Origin of the sequence: Chitinophaga japonensis (genome assembly GCF_007830125.1) — a bacterium.
Taxonomy (GTDB): Bacteria; Bacteroidota; Bacteroidia; order Chitinophagales; family Chitinophagaceae; genus Chitinophaga; species Chitinophaga japonensis.
The window spans coordinates 280,583-299,341 of record NZ_VLLG01000006.1; the positions used below are offsets into that span (position 1 = coordinate 280,583).

Here is an 18,759-nt window from a genome sequence, read left to right on the forward strand (position 1 = left end):
CTATAATAATTGCTTTGCGTATGTTAACGAAGAAATCATTAGTTATGAAATTATTCTGTTCTTTTGTTATGCTGATTGCGTTTGTAATTACTTCCTGTGCCCAGGAACAAAAAAAGCCTGTACCCAAAGAACAAACCAAACCTAAAGCTGCCAAAACAATTCAAGTTCCTGTTGATGGGATGGTATGCAGTGCCTGCCAATCAAATGTTAAGAAAATAGTTAAATCTTTGGATGGTATTAAAGATGTGAAAGTAAGTCTTGAAAAAAGAAATGCAATTATTACCTACTTTCCTAATTTGATAAAACCGGAACAAATTCAGAAAGCCATAAATGATAAAGGTTATACTGCTGGAAAACCGCAAGCAATAAAGCAATGAGTTTAGAACAATTTATTGAACAGTTCAGCAAGGCATTGGCTGATGGTTCATTTCTCAGTTTAATGATCGCGGCACTTGCCGGAATAATATCTACAGGTGTATGCCCCTGCACTTTGCCTGTAGGACTTGGAATTGCCGGACTTGTAAGTAGTAATACAGTGCAAAAGTCCAACAGGGGATATATGATAGCATTTGCTTTTTTTTGTGGAATTGTTGTTTGCCTGACTGTATTAGGTGCATTGGCCGGACAATTGGGAATTTTCCTTACAGAAACATTTGGCAGATACTGGGCTTTATCAATGGCTTTAATATCCGGTGTAGCTGCTGTAACTGCTTTCTACGGTCCCAGATTGAAAGTTGCCAAATTAGCTGCTTTACGTAAACCTGGTATTATTAATTCGTTTACTTACGGATTAATCTTTAGCCTGGGTACCTCTGCTGCACCGCTATTATTATTACTTTCAGTGGCTGCTGCAAAGGCTAATCCGGTTTTTGGATTTCTGCTTGCCTTATTTTTCGGAGCAGGCAGAGGTTTGCCTTTTCTTATTGTAAGTGTTTTTGCAGGTGTGGTTGCGAAATTCGCTCAATTCACATGGTTAAGGAGAAGCATACAAATAGTCAGCGGTACCGCTCTCTTATTTGTATGCTATTACTATATTAAAGTTTATATCAATCTACAGTAATAATATCAGTATATAAACCATGAGGCAGGACTCCCTACGGACTCTGTAAGGAAAATGATCATCGGAAGGGTCCCATCCGTAAATCGGCAACAGGAAACCCCAGGGGATTATATGTGTTGCTGGGGCTTATTGGCCTTGTGCTGCTGCTGTTTGCTATTCTGCATCTGACGGGCGTTATGGGCGGCATTGAGCATGCCTTGTAGCGACCTATGCCGGAATGGTTGTTAGGTACAACAGGGCTTGCTCATTTGTATAGGCGGGCATTTAACTGTGCCATAGCTGCAAAACACGCAGCAATCGCCTGCAAGAGGCTTTAGTATAACCTTACATTCCTCGCATCGATAAAAATACTGACAAGCATCTGTTGGCATTGTTTCTTTCTTTTTATATCCGCAACCCGGACAGGTAATGACAGATTGCAATATGATCGTTTCGTTCATAGTTATTTCTTTTTGCTACAGGTATCCCTTTCATTCTTTTTTTCACAACAGGAACCCTTACCTTTTTTGTCAAGGGGATTCGTCTGCATGTAAAGTTTGGTCATTTTATCGGCTCTTTCCTTTCCAATGGTTTTGGCGGCAATGCCAGATAAATTCTCTGTAAATTGCTTCGTTACTTCATTACTATGCAATTCATCTGCTGTCTTGGGTTTTACCAATGCTGCTTTCAGGTAATTTTCAATATCGGTTTTTATAGTGACTGCTTCCTTATCGGTTATTAATTGCTTGTCCAGGGCAAACGTTACAGCGTCTTTCGCAATTATTCCGGCTTCCTCAATGCTTAATTTATCCACATCAGCGCCCCGATACCATTTGTCGGGTTCACGGAAGGTAGGAGCTATTCTTCCTGCTTCCTGACCGCTTAATTTCTTGTATTCAAGGTTGTATTTCTCAAAAATGGTTTTGGCGACCTCATCTGTCCTGTCTTTATCTGCCCATACTATAGCATAAATAGTTCCGGCCCGGTTGAGCCAGGCTTCTTTTATAGAAAGATCTTTTTCCATTTCGAGCAAAACAGGTTTTGAGCGGGTGCCACAGCCGATATCTGGAACAGCTGTGCAAACAAGTGGAACATCATAAAATGTAATGATCTCCTCTGAGCTTTCGCTTTTTGCATTCCCACTGGAGCAGGAATGGAATGTGGCGGCTGCAGAAATTGCCAGCAGGGAAAGAATTATGCTTTTCATAACGGTATAATTTTTGAGTTCTGATACGGTTACCTGATAGCCTGTTAAATTGATTGCGTCAGTTATTTTCTGAACACTGGTTTTGCTTTTATCAAACCGGACTTTGGCAGCCCCTTCATCATAGGATACTTCGACTTTTACAATTCCGTGTAGTTTGTTTACTTCACGCTTTACTTCTTCTTCACAGCCCTGACAATTCATCCCACTGATTTTAAATTCAGCCCATTGGATGTCTGAATTATTGGCTACTACAACCTGTTTTTCATTTTTTGGAAAGAAAATATGAGCATAATAAGGAAATGTAAGCATTAGGACAGAGAAGGCGGTAATAAGCGCGAGGAATAATTTTGATTGGATAAACCTTGGCCTTTCAGCAACCGTACATCCGCAATCGTCTGTCGGCTGTGGTTTTAGCTGCCGATACCAGGCAAAGCCCAATAAAGCAACGGTGGCTCCGATCATGTAGGGCCTGGCTGGTGCCATCCAGGAAAGGGAGGATGCAATACTACCGGAACCTGCCAGCAGGGCCAGTACAGGAGTAATGCAGCAAACTGATGCTGCCACGGCTGTAAAAATGCTTGCTCCCATTAATCTACCAGCGTTCATAGTGCCTGTTTCTTTAAGTTTTGCAAATTGATATATTTAAAAAATGGTTTTAAAACCTTCAGGTGTTCTTCCTTTAATGAATAGTAAATAGTCTGGCCTTCCCTTGCAGCTTCAATAATGCTGCCGTCTTTCAGCTTACGCAAATGCTGTGATACGGCGGGTATGCTCATCCCCAGGATATCGCTCAGATCACAGGGGCATAGGCGGCCTTCTTCCTCCAGCAGGTACAGTATCTTCAATCTTACTTCGTTGCCGGATAGTGAAAGAATACCGGATAGTTGTGAAAAAGACCTTTCATTAGCAGCAATTTTATCCCGGCAGTTGCTTATCTGTACGGGATCGGCTTGTTCCCGGATACATACATTATTCCCTTTCATGGTATGCTTATTTAATGCGAAGATAAATAAATTTATTATTTAAGCAAATTCTTAAATAAATTTGCCCGTGCTGACCAAACGATATTAAAAAATAATGAGATTGGATATAAAATGGATGATCAGTATATTTGTGCCCATGAAATGGCTCATGATCATACTTTCATTGTACGTGCTGACGCTTTCGGCAATTCCGTGCTGTGGAGATGGTTATTGCTGTGAGGATGAGGTGACCATGGCAGGTGGTGAACACAACGATCATGATGACCATAACAAACCGGAGCTGCCTTGCAGCCCTTTCTTTTCATGCAATACCTGCCATGGAGTTGTGGTGCCTGGTATAGAATCCGCAAACCTGAAAGAAGTTCCTCTCCTTGAGAGCATTTATTTTGATTATATAGACCAACCACTTCCAGAATTTTCCACTTCCATCTGGCAACCCCCTCAGTTATCCTGAAGATTCGCATTTAGCATTGGTGTGCCTGCTGAAAGCGGGCAATTTCGCATTTATTTCTTTAAGCGTATATCAACAAAAGAATGATTAAGATATTTGGTAGCATACTTCTGCTGTGCCTGGCTCAGCTATGCCTGGCGCAGAACACTTTTACCGCAGTCATAAAAGACGCAGATACAAAAGAGCCGCTGATTGGAGCCACGGTTGTACTGGCCGGCACCAGCAAGGGGGCAAAAACTGATAATAATGGAGTTGTGACTATAAACGGGATTTCTAATGGCAGGCATGCCATTACCTGCAGTTTTGTAGGATACCAGGAGAAGACTGATACCATTTCTTTCCCCCTGACCGGTGATACTCTTGTTATTTTCCTGGATCATGCCGGGGAAGAAATAGAGGAGATCGTTATTTCCTCTACCCGGAGTAATCGCAGTATCCAGGATATTCCTACCCGTGTGGAATTTATAGCCGGTGAAGAACTGGAGGAAAAAGGGAACATGAAGCCGGGCGATATACGGATGATGCTCAATGAGAGCACTGGTATTCAAACGCAGCAGGTGTCCGCCACTTCTGCAAATTCCAGTATCCGTATACAGGGCCTTGATGGCCGCTACACGCAGATTCTGAAGGACGGCTTCCCGTTATACGCCGGATTTTCAGGCGGATTAGGGTTACTGCAAACGCCGCCGCTTGATCTGAAGCAGGTAGAGGTGATAAAAGGATCTGCATCCACCCTGTACGGCGGCGGCGCCATTGCGGGGTTGGTAAACCTGATATCCAAAGTCCCGACAGAGGAACGGGAGTTGCGCTTTCTGGTTAATGGTACATCTGCCGGCGGTTTGGACATTAACGGCTTTTATGGACAGCGGTTTGACAAGGTGGGGCTAACCGTCTTTGCCTCCCGGAACAGCAACAGGCCCTATGACCCTTCCAGCACCGGATTTACAGCTATTCCAAAATTTGAGCGGTATGTTATCAACCCAAAACTGTTTGTGTATTTCAGCCCGAAAACTAAAATGAACCTGGGCGTGAATTTCATCACGGAAGACCGGACCGGTGGAGATATCCTATATATTAAAGGACGGGGAGACAGCACCCACAGCTACTATGAGAAGAATAAGAGTAACCGCTTCTCTACGCAGTTTTCCTTTGATCATCAGTTCAGTGAGGGAAGCAGCCTGACGGTGAAAAATTCCATGAACAGCTTCAAGCGGAAAATCTCAGTTCCTGATTACGTGTTTGATGGGCAGCAGTGGTCCTCCTACACAGAAGCCACCTACAGCCATCAGCGGAAGAATATGGATTGGGTAGCTGGTATCAATGTATATACGGATAATTTCAGGGAAAAGCAGGCAGATACTCTTCCGAAGCGGAATTATGATCAGAATACGATGGGTGCGTTTGTTCAGAATACCTGGAAGGCCAATAGCTGGCTGCAGTTGGAAAGTGGGTTGCGCGGAGATTATGTGATTGATTATGGATTTGTACTGCTGCCGCGTCTTTCCGCCTTGTTTAAGATATCGCCGAAGCTGTCTTCCAGATTGGGCGGCGGTCTGGGATATAAAACGCCAACAATTTTTACAGAGGAAACGGAACGTATACAGTATAAATCTGTCCTGCCTATAAGTCCGGATGCTAATAAGCTGGAGAGATCCTACGGCGTGAACTTTGATCTTAACTATAAAACCCCTTTATTCGATGATAAAGTAAGTTTCAGTATCAATCAGCTGTTTTTCTACACCCGTATCAATGATCCTTTATTACTCAACAGTACACCAGATAATTTATACAGGCTGGAGAATGTAGACGGGTTTATTGATACCAAAGGCTGGGAAACTAATATTAAATTGAGTTATGGCGATTTTAAGCTGTTCATTGGTTACACCTTTACAGATGCCCGGTTAAACGATAACGGCATAAAGCGAGAAAACCCGCTTACTGCGCGTCACCGGCTGAATAATGTGCTGATGTATGAAGTGGAAGAGAAGTGGAAGTTAGGACTGGAAGCATACTACTACAGTAAACAGGCGCTCAGTGATGGTGCAACCGGCAAGCCATACTGGATATGTGGGTTCATGGCTGAACGGTTATGGGAGCGGTTTTCATTATTTGTGAACTTTGAGAATTTCCTGGATACCCGGCAAACGCGTTTCGATAGCATATATACCGGCACAGTTACCCAGCCTGTGTTCCGGGATATATATGCTCCATTGGATGGCTTTGTAGTAAATGGTGGTCTGAAATTACGTTTGTAGGTGCTGAATCAAACCTTTAACTGCATTCAAGGGTTGAAACTTTGAAGTATATTTGAAAGGCTGTAGTGGCGCTTTAAAAACAGAACAATGGATATTTACATAAAGAATATGGTTTGCGACCGGTGTATTCTTGTAGTACGCCAGCAACTTGATAAACTTGGATTATCCTATAAAAACACACAGTTGGGAGAAGTGGAGCTGACTGGCAACCCTTCAGCGGAAAAGATGCAGGAGTTAAGAAGTAATTTAAAGGAATTAGGATTTGATCTCCTGGATGATAAAAAGAGCACTACTGTTGAGAAAATAAAGAATATTATCATTCAGCTTATTCATAACGTTGATGAAGTGGAATTGAACCAGAAGCTTTCTGTAATACTGGAAGAGAAGATGAAAATGGATTATCATTATCTCACTGGTCTTTTTTCTGCTGTGGAAGGCACCACTATTGAAAAGTATGTTATTCTTCAACGTATTGAAAAAGCCAAAGAGCTTTTGTCGTACGATGAACTAAGCCTGGGTGAGATTGCTGCCAGGCTGGGCTATAGCAGCGTACAGCATCTTTCCCAGCAGTTCAGGAAGGTCACAGGGCTTACTACATCGCAATTCAAGCAGGCAAAGGAAAACCAGCGCAAACCACTGGACAAGGTATGACCCTGAAAATTATATAAATCTTTCCCAAAATTGTATAACAGTATAACTGCTGCCTTATTTCAACTTTGCATAAGTTCAAATAGGTGGGCTTTATGCTGAGTAATTATAAGATTTTCATAAAGGGTATGGTTTGTGAGAGATGTATCCTCGCAGTACGGGAAGTGTTTCGTGAATTAAATATACCTGTCGTCAACATAACCCTGGGTGAGATCACTACCGTTTCCGCTTTGTCTGCCCCGGATATTGCAGCCATCAGGGAAAAGCTGGAGCCATTGGGTTTCACACTGCTGGAAAACAAAAAAACTAAGCTTGTGCGTGATATTAAGGAGCTGGTGGAGCAGGTGTATTCCGGAAGTTATGATTTCCCGGCCGATTTCCGTTTTTCGGATGTAGTGACAAACAGGTTGCATAAAGACTATAATATGATCAGCAGTGTATTTTCAGAGATAGAAGATATAACGCTGGAAAAATATATTATGGAATACCGTATTGAAAAGGCGAAGGAACTGTTGGTTTATACTGACGAAAACCTGTCAGATATTGCCTTCAAGCTGGGATTTAGCAGTGTTGCGCATCTATCCCGGCAGTTCAAGTCAAATACCGGTTTAAATCCATCCCATTTTAAAGAGATACGCAAATCAAAGTTATCCCTTTCCGGAAAGACAGGTTCCCAGGATTAAAATTATATACAATTCACAGGAAATAGTGTAACACTTACCCCTTGTACCTGGTGTAGCTTTGTGAAAAATCGGGAATTATGTCAACAGCTATAACAATACAGCAAGAAAAACCTATAAAGAGGAGAAAGACTGAAAGCACTAAGGAAACCTTTCCTGTATTGGAAATGACCTGTGCTGCATGTGCCGTTAGTGTGGAATCTATGCTGAAATCTGTGCCTGGTGTGGAAGACGCAGGCGTTAATTTCGCCAACCAAAGTGCATGGGTACAGTATGATCACAGCAGCGTTACCCCGGAAGCATTGCAAAACGCTGTCCGCTCCATCGGCTATGACCTTGTTATTGATAAGGAGAACCAGGAAGAAGTAAAGGAAGAAGCGCAGCGCAGGCATTACCTGGAGATCAGGCAAAGAACGATCTGGTCATCTGTCCTGTCCCTGCCGGTTGTTATAATAGGTATGTTCTTTATGAATATGCCTTACGGCAACTGGATCATGATGGCGCTGGCAACGCCGGTGGTATTTTTCTTTGGCCGGAGTTTTTTCATCAATGCCTGGAAGCAGGCGAAACACCGCAAAGCCAACATGGATACACTGGTAGCCCTCAGCACCGGTATTGCCTGGCTTTTCAGCACATTTAATACAATTTACCCGGAGTTCTGGCACCAGCGCGGCCTGCATGCTCATGTTTATTTTGAGGCGGCTGCCGTAGTGATAGCCTTTATATCGTTGGGTAAGCTGCTGGAAGAGAAAGCCAAATCCAATACATCTTCCGCAATAAAGAAACTCATTGGCCTGCAGCCCAAAACCGTATTGTTGGTGGGCGCTGACGGAAGCACGCAGGAGATACCTATTGCAAACGTAAAGGTGAATGACCTGCTGCTGGTAAAGCCAGGTGAAAAGATACCGGTAGATGGCAGCGTGATCGCCGGGGAATCCTATGTGGATGAAAGCATGATCACCGGTGAACCGGTACCTGTTGCCAAAAAAACCGGTGATCCTGTATTTGCAGGCACTATTAACCAGAAAGGCAGTTTTCAGTTCACAGCGGAAAAGGTAGGAACGGATACCTTACTGGCGCATATTATAAAAATGGTGCAGGAAGCGCAGGGCAGCAAAGCGCCCGTGCAAAAACTGGTGGACAGGATAGCTGGTATATTTGTGCCCGTGGTGATAGGCATTGCCATACTTACGTTCATCTCCTGGATGGTGCTGGGTGGAGATAATGCGTTTACTCATGCGTTGCTGACCTCAGTAACTGTGCTGGTAATTGCATGTCCGTGTGCGCTGGGACTGGCCACTCCAACTGCTATCATGGTTGGTGTTGGAAAAGGTGCTGAGAATAATATGTTGATAAAGGATGCCGAAAGCCTGGAACTGGCGCATAAAGTGAATGCTGTTATACTGGATAAGACCGGCACCATTACGGAAGGGAAACCGGTGGTTACAGATATTATCTGGAATAACAGCGGAGCCGGTCACCAGTTGCAGCAATCCATCCTCTACACCCTCGAGCACCAGTCCGAGCACCCGCTGGCAGAAGCTGTGGCAGGACATTTATTTGAAAACGGCGTTAAGCCTGTATCATTACAGCGTTTTGAAAGCCTGACAGGACAAGGTGTAAAAGGAATGTATAATGGCCAGCCTTATTTTGTGGGTAATAAGCGGTTGATGGAAGAAAATGGTACTATGGTTGACCGGCAACTGGCCGCACAGGCCGGCAGGTTACAGGAGCAGGCCAAAACAGTTATTTACTTTGCAGACGGAAAGGAGTTGCTTGCGATTATTGCCATTGCTGATAAGATAAAAGAAACATCCAGGCAGGCCATTCAAGCCTTACAGAAAGATGGAATAGCCGTTTATATGCTTACCGGAGATAATGAGCACACAGCTGCTGCTGTGGCAAGAGAAGTAGGGATAACATCTTACAAAGCTGAAGTGCTACCTTCTTATAAAGCAGCCTTCGTAAAAGAATTGCAGCAGGCAGGAAAGGTAGTGGCAATGGTGGGAGACGGCATTAACGATTCCCAGGCCCTTGCACAGGCAGACGTAAGCATAGCCATGGGTAAAGGATCTGACATTGCGATGGATGTAGCCAAAATGACGCTGATCACTTCTGACTTGAACAGCATACCTAAAGCGCTGAAACTATCCCGGAAAACAGTAAGCACTATTCAGCAAAATCTTTTCTGGGCCTTTATTTATAATATCATTGGCATTCCTGTTGCTGCCGGCGTACTTTTCCCGGTCAACGGATTTCTGTTAGACCCAATGATCGCCGGCGCTGCTATGGCCCTTAGCTCTGTAAGCGTTGTCAGTAACAGCTTACGTTTAAAAGCCGCCCGTCTATAAACAGAGAAGAAAAGCTGTATGTAAAATTTCATAAAAATTATGCTTTCAGAGATATGGAATACCGCAGATATTATCCGCGAAACGGATAATGCTGTAACGGTAGTGTTTGATACAGGAGGACAACCATTCATATACAAGCCGGGGCAGTTTATCAGTGTGACCTTATTGATTGAGGGTACGCCTGTTACCCGGTCCTATTCTTTAAGCTCGGTACCGGGTGAGGATAAAAACCCCTCCATTACTGTTAAAAAAGTGCCTGGTGGTTTGATGAGTTGCTTTATTGTTGATCAGGCATCGAAAATTGACCGTTGGCAGGTAGATGGCCCTTATGGGTCTTTTACGCCGGCATCTGGCGTGTACGAAGCTTCGCATATTGTACTGCTGGCTGGAGGGAGCGGGATTACCCCGCTGTTCTCAATTGCCCGTTCTGTTACTAGCCGGTCGCAGGATACCACAGTTACCCTTATCTATTCCAGCAGTACATCAGAGGAGATCATTTTCAGGCGCCGGATTGAAGATTGGGCCATAAGGCATAAAGACAGGGTAAATGTGCATTACGCAATTTCGCAACCAGGGGAGATCACCAGGCCAGAGGGGGATTCGCTCTTCAAAGGCCGGATCAACAAGCTGGCGGCCAGAAAGCTGATAAAGATGGCTGTAGGTGATTCCCTTGATACTACGCATTATTTTATCTGTGGCCCGGCCGCATTAATGCATATGTATAAGGAGATGCTGGAAGCTCAGCAGGTGCCGGCAGACAATATTTATATGGAATGGTTTGCCCCTGAAAGTGAGCGTAATGATGTAGCCCTTCCAACGGATACACAGGAGGTGCTGCTTCATTTTTATGAACAATCCAATTTGCTGGAAGTGCAGCCCGGGAAATCTATTTTGACGGCTGCGCTGGAAGAAAGGATACCGCTTCCGTATTCCTGCAAAGCCGGTACCTGTGGTAGGTGCGCTGCCAGGATAACATCCGGCAAGGTAAATATGATCAATAATTATGCGCTCAGAAAAGCTGATCTGGAGGCAGGGCTGGTCCTGCTTTGCCAGAGCTATCCGGTGACTAGTGATGTAACTGTGGAAATTGATTGAACAGATATTAAACGGCGGTGACTACCAGGACACCGCCGTTATGTTGAACAAAAGATCCGTAATTATTCAACCACGCAAACAGTTGGCCCCGTGCAACCCGGGAGGTTAGAACAGCCTGTAAAATTGGTCTCGCAAATCCTGATGGAACAGGTATGGGTTACCTCCCCACCGATAAGCTGGCTTGCCTCCTTATTTGTGAGGCGTGCAATTTTAATTTTGCTCAGGGCGAGTTTCTTTGACGGTTCTTTTTTCATAGGGGAAAATTTTTTAAGTTAAAAAATGGATTTAGATGAGAAATAAGGAATTACAGTATAATAAAAATAAAGAAAGTCCGGCAATAAAACCAGTATTCAAACCGGAATAATCCAGTTAAGATTTACCTGATGATCTGTAATAATTATATAAAAACAACAGGTAATTGTATAACACGGTGGTCTTGAATGCGCCGTAATTTTACACCATCAATCAGACAATAATTAACTTTAAAAGCGAATAAACAATGAAAACAGTACAGTTTAAAACAAACATTAAGTGTTCAGGTTGTATTGCTACCGTTACACCGGTATTGAATGAAGTAGCAGGACAGGACAATTGGGAAGTGGACCTGCAGAGCCCGGATAAGGTATTAACAGTTGCTATAGATAAGGCAGGAAAAGAAGAAATACAGCAGGCTATTGAAAAGGCGGGTTATAAAGCAGAGGCGCTGGCATAAAAAACTGAATTGTAATAGTTCCGATTTGATCTAACAGTCGGGTAAAAATATTAGGCAGCTGGCGGTATGTCGTCCAGCTGTTTTTCTTTTGCTAAAGATAAGGTTTCCTCAAAAGTTTGGAATGGCGTCCGAGACTGTAAAATAAACTGTGTCAAAGGTTAAAAAATCAAGACCTTTAATACAGTTTTTTATGGACAAGAAAGAAAAATTCGACTATGAATCGCTTAAGCGCAAGACCCTTGAGCAATTACGTTCTGGTAAATCCTTGTTTGGCAAAGATGGGGCATTTGCTCCACTACTGAAGGATATTCTCGAAGCTGCTTTGGATGGAGAGATAGAAGGGCATCTGGATGAGGAGCAGCGGGCCAGCGGGAACCGGAAGAATGGTAAAACCAGCAAGCGCCTTAAAACAGCCGATGGCACTATTGATTTGGATACACCTCGTGACCGGACGGCGAGTTTTGAGCCCCAGATCATCAGAAAACGGGAGACTATTCTGGCCGAGAGCCTGGAGAACAAAATCATCGGCATGTATGGGCACGGTATGAGTTTGCGAGACATTTCCGCCCATATCAAGGACATGTACGATACGGATATCTCAGCCGCCACACTGTCTTCCATCACCGATAAGGTCATTCCCCTGGTTAAAGAATGGCAGGCCCGGCCCCTGGAACCGCTGTACTGTATTATATGGCTGGATGCCATGTTCTACAAAGTCAAAGAGGAAGGTAAAGTCGTTAACCGCTGTGTTTATAACATTCTGGGTATAAATACTGAAGGACGCAAAGAGCTGCTGGGCATATATATCTCGGAGAGCGAAGGGGCCAACTTCTGGCTAGGTGTACTGGCTAATCTGCAGCAACGGGGAATATCCGATATACTCATTGCCTGCATTGATAATCTGAAAGGTTTTGCCGAAGCCATCGCTACTATATTCCCGGCTACAGCAGTGCAGACCTGCGTAGTGCACCAAATCCGTAATTCCATCAGGTATGTAGCCAGCAAAGATCAAAAGCCCTTTATGGCCGATTTAAAGCCAGTTTACCAGGCAGTGAGCAAAGAGGAGGCCGAGCACCAACTGGAGCAATTGGATGAAAAGTGGGGTAAGAAATATCCCGTGGTTATCGACTCCTGGCGCCGGAACTGGGATAATCTCAGTACCTACTTTCAATATTCCGAAGCCATCCGTAAGCTGATTTATACCACCAATACCATTGAGGGGTTCCACCGGCAGGTACGCAAGGTGACTAAAACCAAAGGGGCCTTTACTTCCGATATGGCTTTGCTGAAGTTGGTTTACCTGGCTTCCCAAAACATCCAGAAGAAATGGACACAGCCCTTACAGAACTGGAGCTTAACGGTATCCCAGCTATCAATTATATTTGGTGACCGGCTAAAATTACAGCTATAACAGGGGAGCTAGCGCCGCTCCCCTTACCCCTGGCGTAGGGTTCCAAACAATGAAAATCAGAACCTGACACAGTTTATTTTACACTACCTGGCGTCCTGCCGAAGCAGTATTTGCCCGTGTGCGTACGATTATGATTGTAGTCATAAAGCCAGGCGTCGAGGTCTGTCTGCATCTCCTCCATCGTACTGTAGATTTTCTTCCGGAAGGCAATGGCATAGAACTCATCCTGGACAGTCCGGTTAAATCGCTCGCAAATTCCGTTGGTTTGAGGGCTTCTTGCTTTGGTCTTGCTGTGATCAATGTCCTCCAGCGCCAGATAAAGCTGGTATTCATGGTACTCCCGAGCGCCGCAGTATTCCGTTCCTCGGTCGGTCAAAACCCGCAGCAGGCGAATACCATATTCTTCGTAGAAGGGTACTATACGGTCATTAAGCATATCGGCTGCTACAAGAGCATTTTTGCGGTCATACAGCTTGGCGAAAGCAACCTTGGTATAAGTGTCTATAAAAGTCTGCTGGTAGATCCGGCCGACTCCTTTGATGGTACCCACGTAGTAGGTGTCTTGCGCTCCCAAATAACCTGGATGATGCGTTTCGATCTCTCCGTGTGCTGTTTTCTCCTCTTTGGCTCGTTCCAAGGCAATAATCTGGGCTTCGGTCAGTACCAGACCTTCCTTTCCGGCCTTGGTTTCCAATGCCTTCAGGCGCTTCTTAAAGGTCTCCAGGTCATGCCGTAACCAGACACATCGTACACCTGCTGGTGAAATAAAAACACCCTGTTTGCGAAGTTCATTGCTTGCCCGGAGCTGGCCATAAGCAGGATTGTCGGTTGCCATTGCGATAACGGCGTTCTCAATTTGAGGCTCAATCCGGTTCTTTAAAAGGGGCTTCTTTCGGCTGATTTCCTGCAAGGCGGCCTCGCCTCCTTCATCGAACAGTTCTTTGTACCTGTAAAAGCTATCCCGGCTATAACCGAATATTTTGCATGCCTGGGATACGTTTCCTAATTCTTCGGCTAATCTGAGTAAGCCTACTTTGTTTTTGATTAACTTAGCTGCTACATTCATGTCTGGCAGTTTTAAAGGGTTGATTGAAAGTGTGGTTACTTAAAATTAACCCTAACTGTCAGATTAAATCGTAGCTATTTCAACTGAATCATACGGGCGGCCATAGGCTGCCCGTATTCTTTTTTATATCATGCCAGCCTCATCATTCGTTCCACCCCATTTCGTAGATAGTGTTCCCCTACCTGCCTTCTTTTTATGATATTGCTATTTATGAATTTTTTCTAAACATTCTTTCCTTTACAATTGTTTACTTACCAATTACTTGAACCCCATCCTTCAGATGGTTTTTTTGGATAAAAACCATATCTGTTTATTAATGGTATAATATTTATGACCAGAAGGTTGTGAATGTTTTCTTATGCAACGCGTATGCTCTGTCATATTAGCTTTACTCTACCTCTGTTTTACAAGCGGAGTAACCATATATCAGCACTATTGCATGGGAAAACTTGAGAGCGTCAGCATATTTCACGGAGAGGATAGGGAATGCAGCATATGTGGAATGAAGAAACACACAGATGCCAGTAAAGGGTGCTGCAAGGATGTTACACTCAGCAGCGGAAAATCTGACGATTATCACATTTCTTCTCATGTCCTCGCCACTTTCAATACCTCCGTTATTTTTACCCCGTTGATATTTAACATTACGGTTGTGCAGGTTTCTATACAAAAACCTTCCATAACTACATATATGGCGCATGCGCCCCCTTTACAAAAGCAACCATTATTTCTACAATTCAGGAATTTCCGGATTTGATTTTATATGACAAGGTGTGTTGTCTTACCGGCAATATATCATTGTCATTTTTTTATTGCCGCATACAGTCAGCCGGTGTTAGAATATTTTCCTGGCATTCTCCATTCGGATTTATCATTGATTAATTATTCACTATTAAAAAATTTTACCATGAAATCAGTTGTAAAACTTGTTATTGGGACAAGCTTGTTCCTTTCAGCCATTGCCTGCTCAAAAGATGACAAAACACAGATCGGACATGATGAAGACAGGATGATGATGATCATGCATGAAATGGATAAAATGATGGATACGATGAAAATGACAAAGGATATAGACCAAGATTTTTCCATGATGATGATCATGCATCACCAGACGGCTATTGATATGGCAAAGGAGATGCTTAAAAGTGGTAAGGATACTACATTAAAGCGTATCGCTCAGAACATGATAGACATGCAATCAGCGGAGATCAGACAGCTGCAGGCATTTATCAACGGGCACATGAAGGTGCCGCATAATATTAATGAGGAACAGGGTATGCAACTGATGATGTCTATGGAAAAAATGGCCCGGCAGGCAGATCTGGAATTATTCACGGGAAATATTGACAACGATTTTGCCACTTTAATGATCCCTCATCACCAGAGCGCTATGGATATGGCGGAGATAGAGGTGCACTTTGGGCATGATGAGGTACCAATGAACCTGGCCGCGAAAATAAAAGTGGATCAGAAAATGGAAATTGAGGAGTTGCAGAAATGGTTACTTGATCATAGAGGCAGGTAGCTCAAAACCGATATTATGTACAAACTATTCATATCGCTGGTAGGGATATTGCTAATATCCTTGCCAGCCTTTTCCCAGCATGAACACCATAGACCCGGAAAAGACACAACAAAGCCCGGGAAACAGGCAGATAAAGATACTGCTATGCAAAAAATGCATGAGCAGCACGGGATGGATATGCAACCGGAAGCTCCTATGAGCCACGCTTTTTCATTGAATTTACCTATGAACCGCAACGGATCCGGTACCGGCTGGTTGCCCGATGCCTCACCAATGTATGGTTATATGATACATGCAAAGAAATGGATGTATATGGTGCATGGAAATATTTTTATAAGATATAATAAGCAGGATATAGCTGATAAAGGCGTAAGAGGCGATGAAAGCTGGGATGCTCCAAACTGGGTTATGATGATGGGACAACGCAGGGTTGGGAAAAATGGGTTATTCCATTTCAGTGGCATGTTCTCTTTGGATGCTGCGATTGCCGGTAAGTCGGGATATCCATTATTATTTCAAACCGGTGAAACCTATAAGGGGCAGCCATTGGTTGACAGACAACACCCTCACGACCTGTTTTCTGAGTTATCTGTTTCCTATGCGTATGCCTTCTCAAAGAAAGTGGATGTATTTATATATATAGGCTATCCCGGTGAACCCGCTTTAGGATCAGTGGCATTCATGCACCGGCCATCAGCACTGCCTGACCCGGATGCACCTATCAGTCATCACTGGAACGATGCTACACATATCACATTCGGCGTGGCTACACTTGGTGTACGATACGATAAATTTAAGCTGGAAGCCTCTTCCTTTACCGGGAGAGAACCGGATGAAGACCGGTATAATTTTGATAAGGTTCGTTTTGATTCACGAAGTGTTCGGCTTTCCTATAATCCTTCCACTAACTGGGCATTACAGGTATCGCATGGATTTGTAAAAAGCCCGGAAGTATTGCACCCCGATGAAGATATTTACAGGACAACGGCATCGGCCGTTACCACCTACCCGCTTGGTAACTCCCGGTTTATCAATGCTACAGCTATATGGGCTTTAAATAAAGTAAAAGAAAAGGATGGAGAAAATGCCGCACTTGCAGAACTGGCTTATACGACCAGGAAGATTGCCCTTTTCAGCAGATATGAGTGGATACAAAAATCAACGGAGGAGTTAAACCTGGATGAAAGCATATATGGCAAAGAGGGGCGCTTCCCGGTTAATGCATTAACTATTGGTTTCAATTATAATGTGCTGGAGGTAAAAAAAACTATTCTGGCGGTGGGCGGCCATTTGATATGGTTTCATCCGGATCAAACATTGGCTGATCTGTATGGTAAAAACCCATTAAGCCTGGAGGTTTATCTGAGAATATATCCGGGACTGATGAGGATGAATATGAAAATGTAGAGATCATGATTTTCAGATTATGGTATAAAACAGAAGGATTATGAACGCTGATAATTCAACATCGCGAACCATTCCAAAAGATGTGATCCTTGTTTCAGGCAGCAGCGGCCTGATCGGATCGAGACTTATACGCAGGTTGGCCCCCGCATATCAAATGATTGGACTGGACAGGGCCGGCGATCCCTATCCGCCTAAAGAAGCAGAATGTATATGTTTTGATATTACATCAGAAAAGAGTATCAGGCAGGCAATGGAAAGGGTTTGTTATGGTTATGGTAATCATATTGCCTCCGTTATTCACCTGGCAGCATATTATGATTTTTCCGGGAAGCCAAGCCCTTTGTACGAAGAAATAACTGTTAAAGGAACAGAGAAATTTTTAAATGTATTAAAGGATTTCGATGTAGCGCAATTCATATTCTCCAGCACCAATCTAATCTACAAACCATCTGCCCCCGGACAGAAGATTGCTGAAGACTGTCCACTGGCGCCTAACTGGGATTATCCTGAATCTAAGATTGACACGGAAAGGATCATTCATGAGAAAAGAGGTAAAACGAAAGCTACTATTTTACGGCTGGCAGGCGTTTATGATGATGAGGGACATTCCATTCCTATCTCCCATCAGATACAAAGGATATTTGAAAGGCAGTTTACCAGTCACTTCTATTCAGGTGACACTTCCCATGGGAATGTATTTTTGCATATGGAGGATTTGCTGGATGCTATTGAAAAGTCAGTAAATAAAAGGAAGGATCTGCCTGATGATATTGCTATTAATATTGGCGAACCGGTAACGCCCAGTTATGAGCAGTTGCAAAAAACCATAGGAAAACTCATACACGGAGAGGATTGGGAAACTTATGAAGTCCCTAAGCCGTTGGCGAAAATTGGCGCCTGGAGCATGGACCTGTTTGGCGACCCATTTATCAAGCCATGGATGATAGACCGGGCCGACGACCACTATGAATTGGATATTAGCCGCGCAAAGAAACTGCTTGGTTGGACTCCTAACCATTCTCTTATAGATTCATTACCTGAAATCATTGCAAAACTGAAAGCAGACCCGGTTGCCTGGTATAAAAAAAACCACCTGGAGTTGCCTTCCCGGCTTGAATCACAGGAACCGGCTGGCCAGGAAAGCGGCTCGACCCATAAGCATTAAATTGTTTAAACTAAAAAAAGAATAGTCATGGCAAACTCAAAAACATATACCTGTCCAATGCACCCTGAGGTGGTCAGTGACCAGCCGGGGAACTGCCCTAAATGTGGCATGAAGCTCGTACCTAAGGAAAAGATGAAAAAAAGTAGAATATGGATGTTCATTGCCTGCATTTTACCGCTGTTGGTGATTTTATTGTTGCCTCTTTTTGGCGTGAAAATTAACTATAGCTGGATAATTTTTATTGTATTGGCTGCATGTTGTGTTTTACCAATGTTATTTATGAGGCACCGGCACAGCCATCATAATTCAGTTAAACGCAATTAGAAAAATCATGAAACAGAAAATATTTTTTCCATCACTAAGGACAGCCTTTCTACTATTCATTGTCGCGCTTGCTGCCTGTGGTAATAGGGAATTAAAAACCATTGCTACACAATCAACTGACAACTATAACATAGTAATTTTAAATAAGTCAGGCGTTGTCCGGCAGGGGCAGGAAAACTTTACATGGAATTCCGCAGCGCAAGGGATAATCAGCCTGTGGATGTAGGCAAGGTTGAAGTAAGGGCCGAAATGGCAATGCCTGGGATGCCTATGGTAAACGATGCCCAGGTTGAAGCTACTGATACACCTGGCCGTTATGCCGTAAGATATAATCTTTCAATGAGTGGAACCTGGACGCTGAATATAAAGTTTGATACGGATAAATCTTCCAGGATATCTCTCAGGGTGAGTTAGTGTTTAATAAACAAACCTGAAAATAT

At 43.7% G+C, this 18,759-nt stretch carries 22 protein-coding genes; 17 read left to right on the forward strand and 5 right to left on the reverse strand.

The window, feature by feature from the left end:
• Positions 1-20: 20 nt before the first annotated feature.
• The gene (locus LX66_RS25540; RefSeq protein WP_158642764.1) at positions 21-377 is read left to right on the forward strand and encodes a heavy-metal-associated domain-containing protein; all 357 of its coding nucleotides are present in this window, start codon (positions 21-23) and stop codon (positions 375-377) included.
• A complete protein-coding gene (locus LX66_RS25545) occupies positions 374-1,060 on the forward strand; it encodes a cytochrome c biogenesis CcdA family protein (RefSeq protein ID WP_145718800.1) in 687 nt (228 codons plus the stop codon). The genes LX66_RS25540 and LX66_RS25545 overlap by 4 nt, the downstream gene beginning before the upstream one ends.
• A gap of 224 nt (positions 1,061-1,284) precedes the next feature.
• Here the strand turns inward: LX66_RS25545 and LX66_RS28580 are convergent, their stop codons facing one another.
• Genes LX66_RS28580 through LX66_RS25560 form a run of 3 tightly spaced genes read right to left on the reverse strand, consistent with a single transcriptional unit; the run spans position 1,285 to position 3,229 of the window.
• Positions 1,285-1,500, reverse strand: coding sequence for a GDCCVxC domain-containing (seleno)protein (locus LX66_RS28580; RefSeq protein ID WP_145718802.1), 216 nt, complete (start codon positions 1,498-1,500; stop codon positions 1,285-1,287).
• 2 nt (positions 1,501-1,502) lie between these two features.
• Positions 1,503-2,852: a mercuric transport protein MerTP gene (merTP, locus tag LX66_RS25555; RefSeq protein ID WP_145718804.1), complete on the reverse strand. Its 1,350-nt coding sequence runs from the start codon at positions 2,850-2,852 to the stop codon at positions 1,503-1,505.
• Positions 2,849-3,229, reverse strand: a complete 381-nt coding sequence (locus LX66_RS25560) for an ArsR/SmtB family transcription factor (RefSeq protein ID WP_145718806.1) — start codon at positions 3,227-3,229, stop codon at positions 2,849-2,851. Before LX66_RS25560 ends, merTP begins: the two co-directional genes overlap by 4 nt.
• A gap of 148 nt (positions 3,230-3,377) precedes the next feature.
• Between LX66_RS25560 and LX66_RS28680 the strand changes: the two genes are divergently transcribed.
• From LX66_RS28680 to LX66_RS25585, 6 genes are all read left to right on the forward strand, one after another.
• Entirely contained in the window at positions 3,378-3,683 is a 306-nt protein-coding gene (locus LX66_RS28680; RefSeq protein ID WP_407643618.1) for a DUF6660 family protein, read from the forward strand.
• Between the two features lie 80 nt (positions 3,684-3,763).
• Positions 3,764-5,935 (forward strand): TonB-dependent receptor, encoded by a 2,172-nt coding sequence (locus LX66_RS25565; protein WP_145718807.1) that lies wholly within the window; start codon positions 3,764-3,766, stop codon positions 5,933-5,935.
• A gap of 87 nt (positions 5,936-6,022) precedes the next feature.
• Positions 6,023-6,586: a helix-turn-helix domain-containing protein gene (locus LX66_RS25570; protein ID WP_145718809.1), complete on the forward strand. Its 564-nt coding sequence runs from the start codon at positions 6,023-6,025 to the stop codon at positions 6,584-6,586.
• Positions 6,587-6,678: 92 nt separating this feature from the next.
• Entirely contained in the window at positions 6,679-7,266 is a 588-nt protein-coding gene (locus LX66_RS25575) for a helix-turn-helix transcriptional regulator (protein ID WP_145718811.1), read from the forward strand.
• Between the two features lie 77 nt (positions 7,267-7,343).
• Positions 7,344-9,614 (forward strand): heavy metal translocating P-type ATPase, encoded by a 2,271-nt coding sequence (locus tag LX66_RS25580; protein ID WP_145718813.1) that lies wholly within the window; start codon positions 7,344-7,346, stop codon positions 9,612-9,614.
• Between the two features lie 39 nt (positions 9,615-9,653).
• The gene (locus LX66_RS25585) at positions 9,654-10,709 is read left to right on the forward strand and encodes a ferredoxin--NADP reductase (protein WP_145718815.1); all 1,056 of its coding nucleotides are present in this window, start codon (positions 9,654-9,656) and stop codon (positions 10,707-10,709) included.
• Positions 10,710-10,771: 62 nt separating this feature from the next.
• On the opposite strand, the gene LX66_RS28685 is transcribed toward LX66_RS25585, so the two are convergent.
• Positions 10,772-10,963 (reverse strand): class I lanthipeptide, encoded by a 192-nt coding sequence (locus LX66_RS28685; RefSeq protein WP_211366545.1) that lies wholly within the window; start codon positions 10,961-10,963, stop codon positions 10,772-10,774.
• Between the two features lie 245 nt (positions 10,964-11,208).
• Here LX66_RS28685 and LX66_RS25590 point away from each other — a divergent pair, with 245 nt between their 5' ends.
• Both LX66_RS25590 and LX66_RS25595 read left to right on the forward strand, forming a co-directional pair.
• Positions 11,209-11,421 carry a heavy-metal-associated domain-containing protein gene (locus LX66_RS25590; protein ID WP_145718817.1) on the forward strand — a complete coding sequence of 71 codons (213 nt, stop codon included), beginning with the start codon at positions 11,209-11,211 and terminating at the stop codon, positions 11,419-11,421.
• A 190-nt stretch (positions 11,422-11,611) separates the two neighbouring features.
• Positions 11,612-12,832, forward strand: a complete 1,221-nt coding sequence (locus LX66_RS25595) for an IS256 family transposase (RefSeq protein WP_145718819.1) — start codon at positions 11,612-11,614, stop codon at positions 12,830-12,832.
• Positions 12,833-12,905: 73 nt separating this feature from the next.
• Here LX66_RS25595 and LX66_RS25600 read toward each other — a convergent pair whose 3' ends face one another.
• Complete coding sequence (locus LX66_RS25600; RefSeq protein WP_145718821.1) at positions 12,906-13,898, reverse strand: IS481 family transposase; 993 nt, start codon at positions 13,896-13,898, stop codon at positions 12,906-12,908.
• Between the two features lie 358 nt (positions 13,899-14,256).
• Between LX66_RS25600 and LX66_RS28690 the strand changes: the two genes are divergently transcribed.
• The 7 genes from LX66_RS28690 to LX66_RS28695 all read left to right on the forward strand — a co-directional run bounded on the left by LX66_RS28690 (position 14,257) and on the right by LX66_RS28695 (position 18,733).
• Positions 14,257-14,655 carry an HYC_CC_PP family protein gene (locus tag LX66_RS28690; RefSeq protein ID WP_407643616.1) on the forward strand — a complete coding sequence of 133 codons (399 nt, stop codon included), beginning with the start codon at positions 14,257-14,259 and terminating at the stop codon, positions 14,653-14,655.
• A gap of 150 nt (positions 14,656-14,805) precedes the next feature.
• Positions 14,806-15,423 carry a DUF305 domain-containing protein gene (locus tag LX66_RS25605; RefSeq protein WP_158642765.1) on the forward strand — a complete coding sequence of 206 codons (618 nt, stop codon included), beginning with the start codon at positions 14,806-14,808 and terminating at the stop codon, positions 15,421-15,423.
• A 15-nt stretch (positions 15,424-15,438) separates the two neighbouring features.
• The gene (locus LX66_RS25610; RefSeq protein ID WP_145718825.1) at positions 15,439-16,830 is read left to right on the forward strand and encodes a hypothetical protein; all 1,392 of its coding nucleotides are present in this window, start codon (positions 15,439-15,441) and stop codon (positions 16,828-16,830) included.
• A gap of 40 nt (positions 16,831-16,870) precedes the next feature.
• Positions 16,871-17,995 carry an NAD-dependent epimerase/dehydratase family protein gene (locus tag LX66_RS25615; RefSeq protein WP_145718827.1) on the forward strand — a complete coding sequence of 375 codons (1,125 nt, stop codon included), beginning with the start codon at positions 16,871-16,873 and terminating at the stop codon, positions 17,993-17,995.
• 27 nt (positions 17,996-18,022) lie between these two features.
• Positions 18,023-18,319 (forward strand): heavy metal-binding domain-containing protein, encoded by a 297-nt coding sequence (locus tag LX66_RS25620; protein WP_145718829.1) that lies wholly within the window; start codon positions 18,023-18,025, stop codon positions 18,317-18,319.
• Between the two features lie 7 nt (positions 18,320-18,326).
• Complete coding sequence (locus LX66_RS28280; protein WP_170232417.1) at positions 18,327-18,545, forward strand: hypothetical protein; 219 nt, start codon at positions 18,327-18,329, stop codon at positions 18,543-18,545.
• Positions 18,503-18,733, forward strand: a complete 231-nt coding sequence (locus tag LX66_RS28695; protein WP_145718831.1) for a FixH family protein — start codon at positions 18,503-18,505, stop codon at positions 18,731-18,733. The genes LX66_RS28280 and LX66_RS28695 overlap by 43 nt, the downstream gene beginning before the upstream one ends.
• Positions 18,734-18,759: the final 26 nt, after the last annotated feature.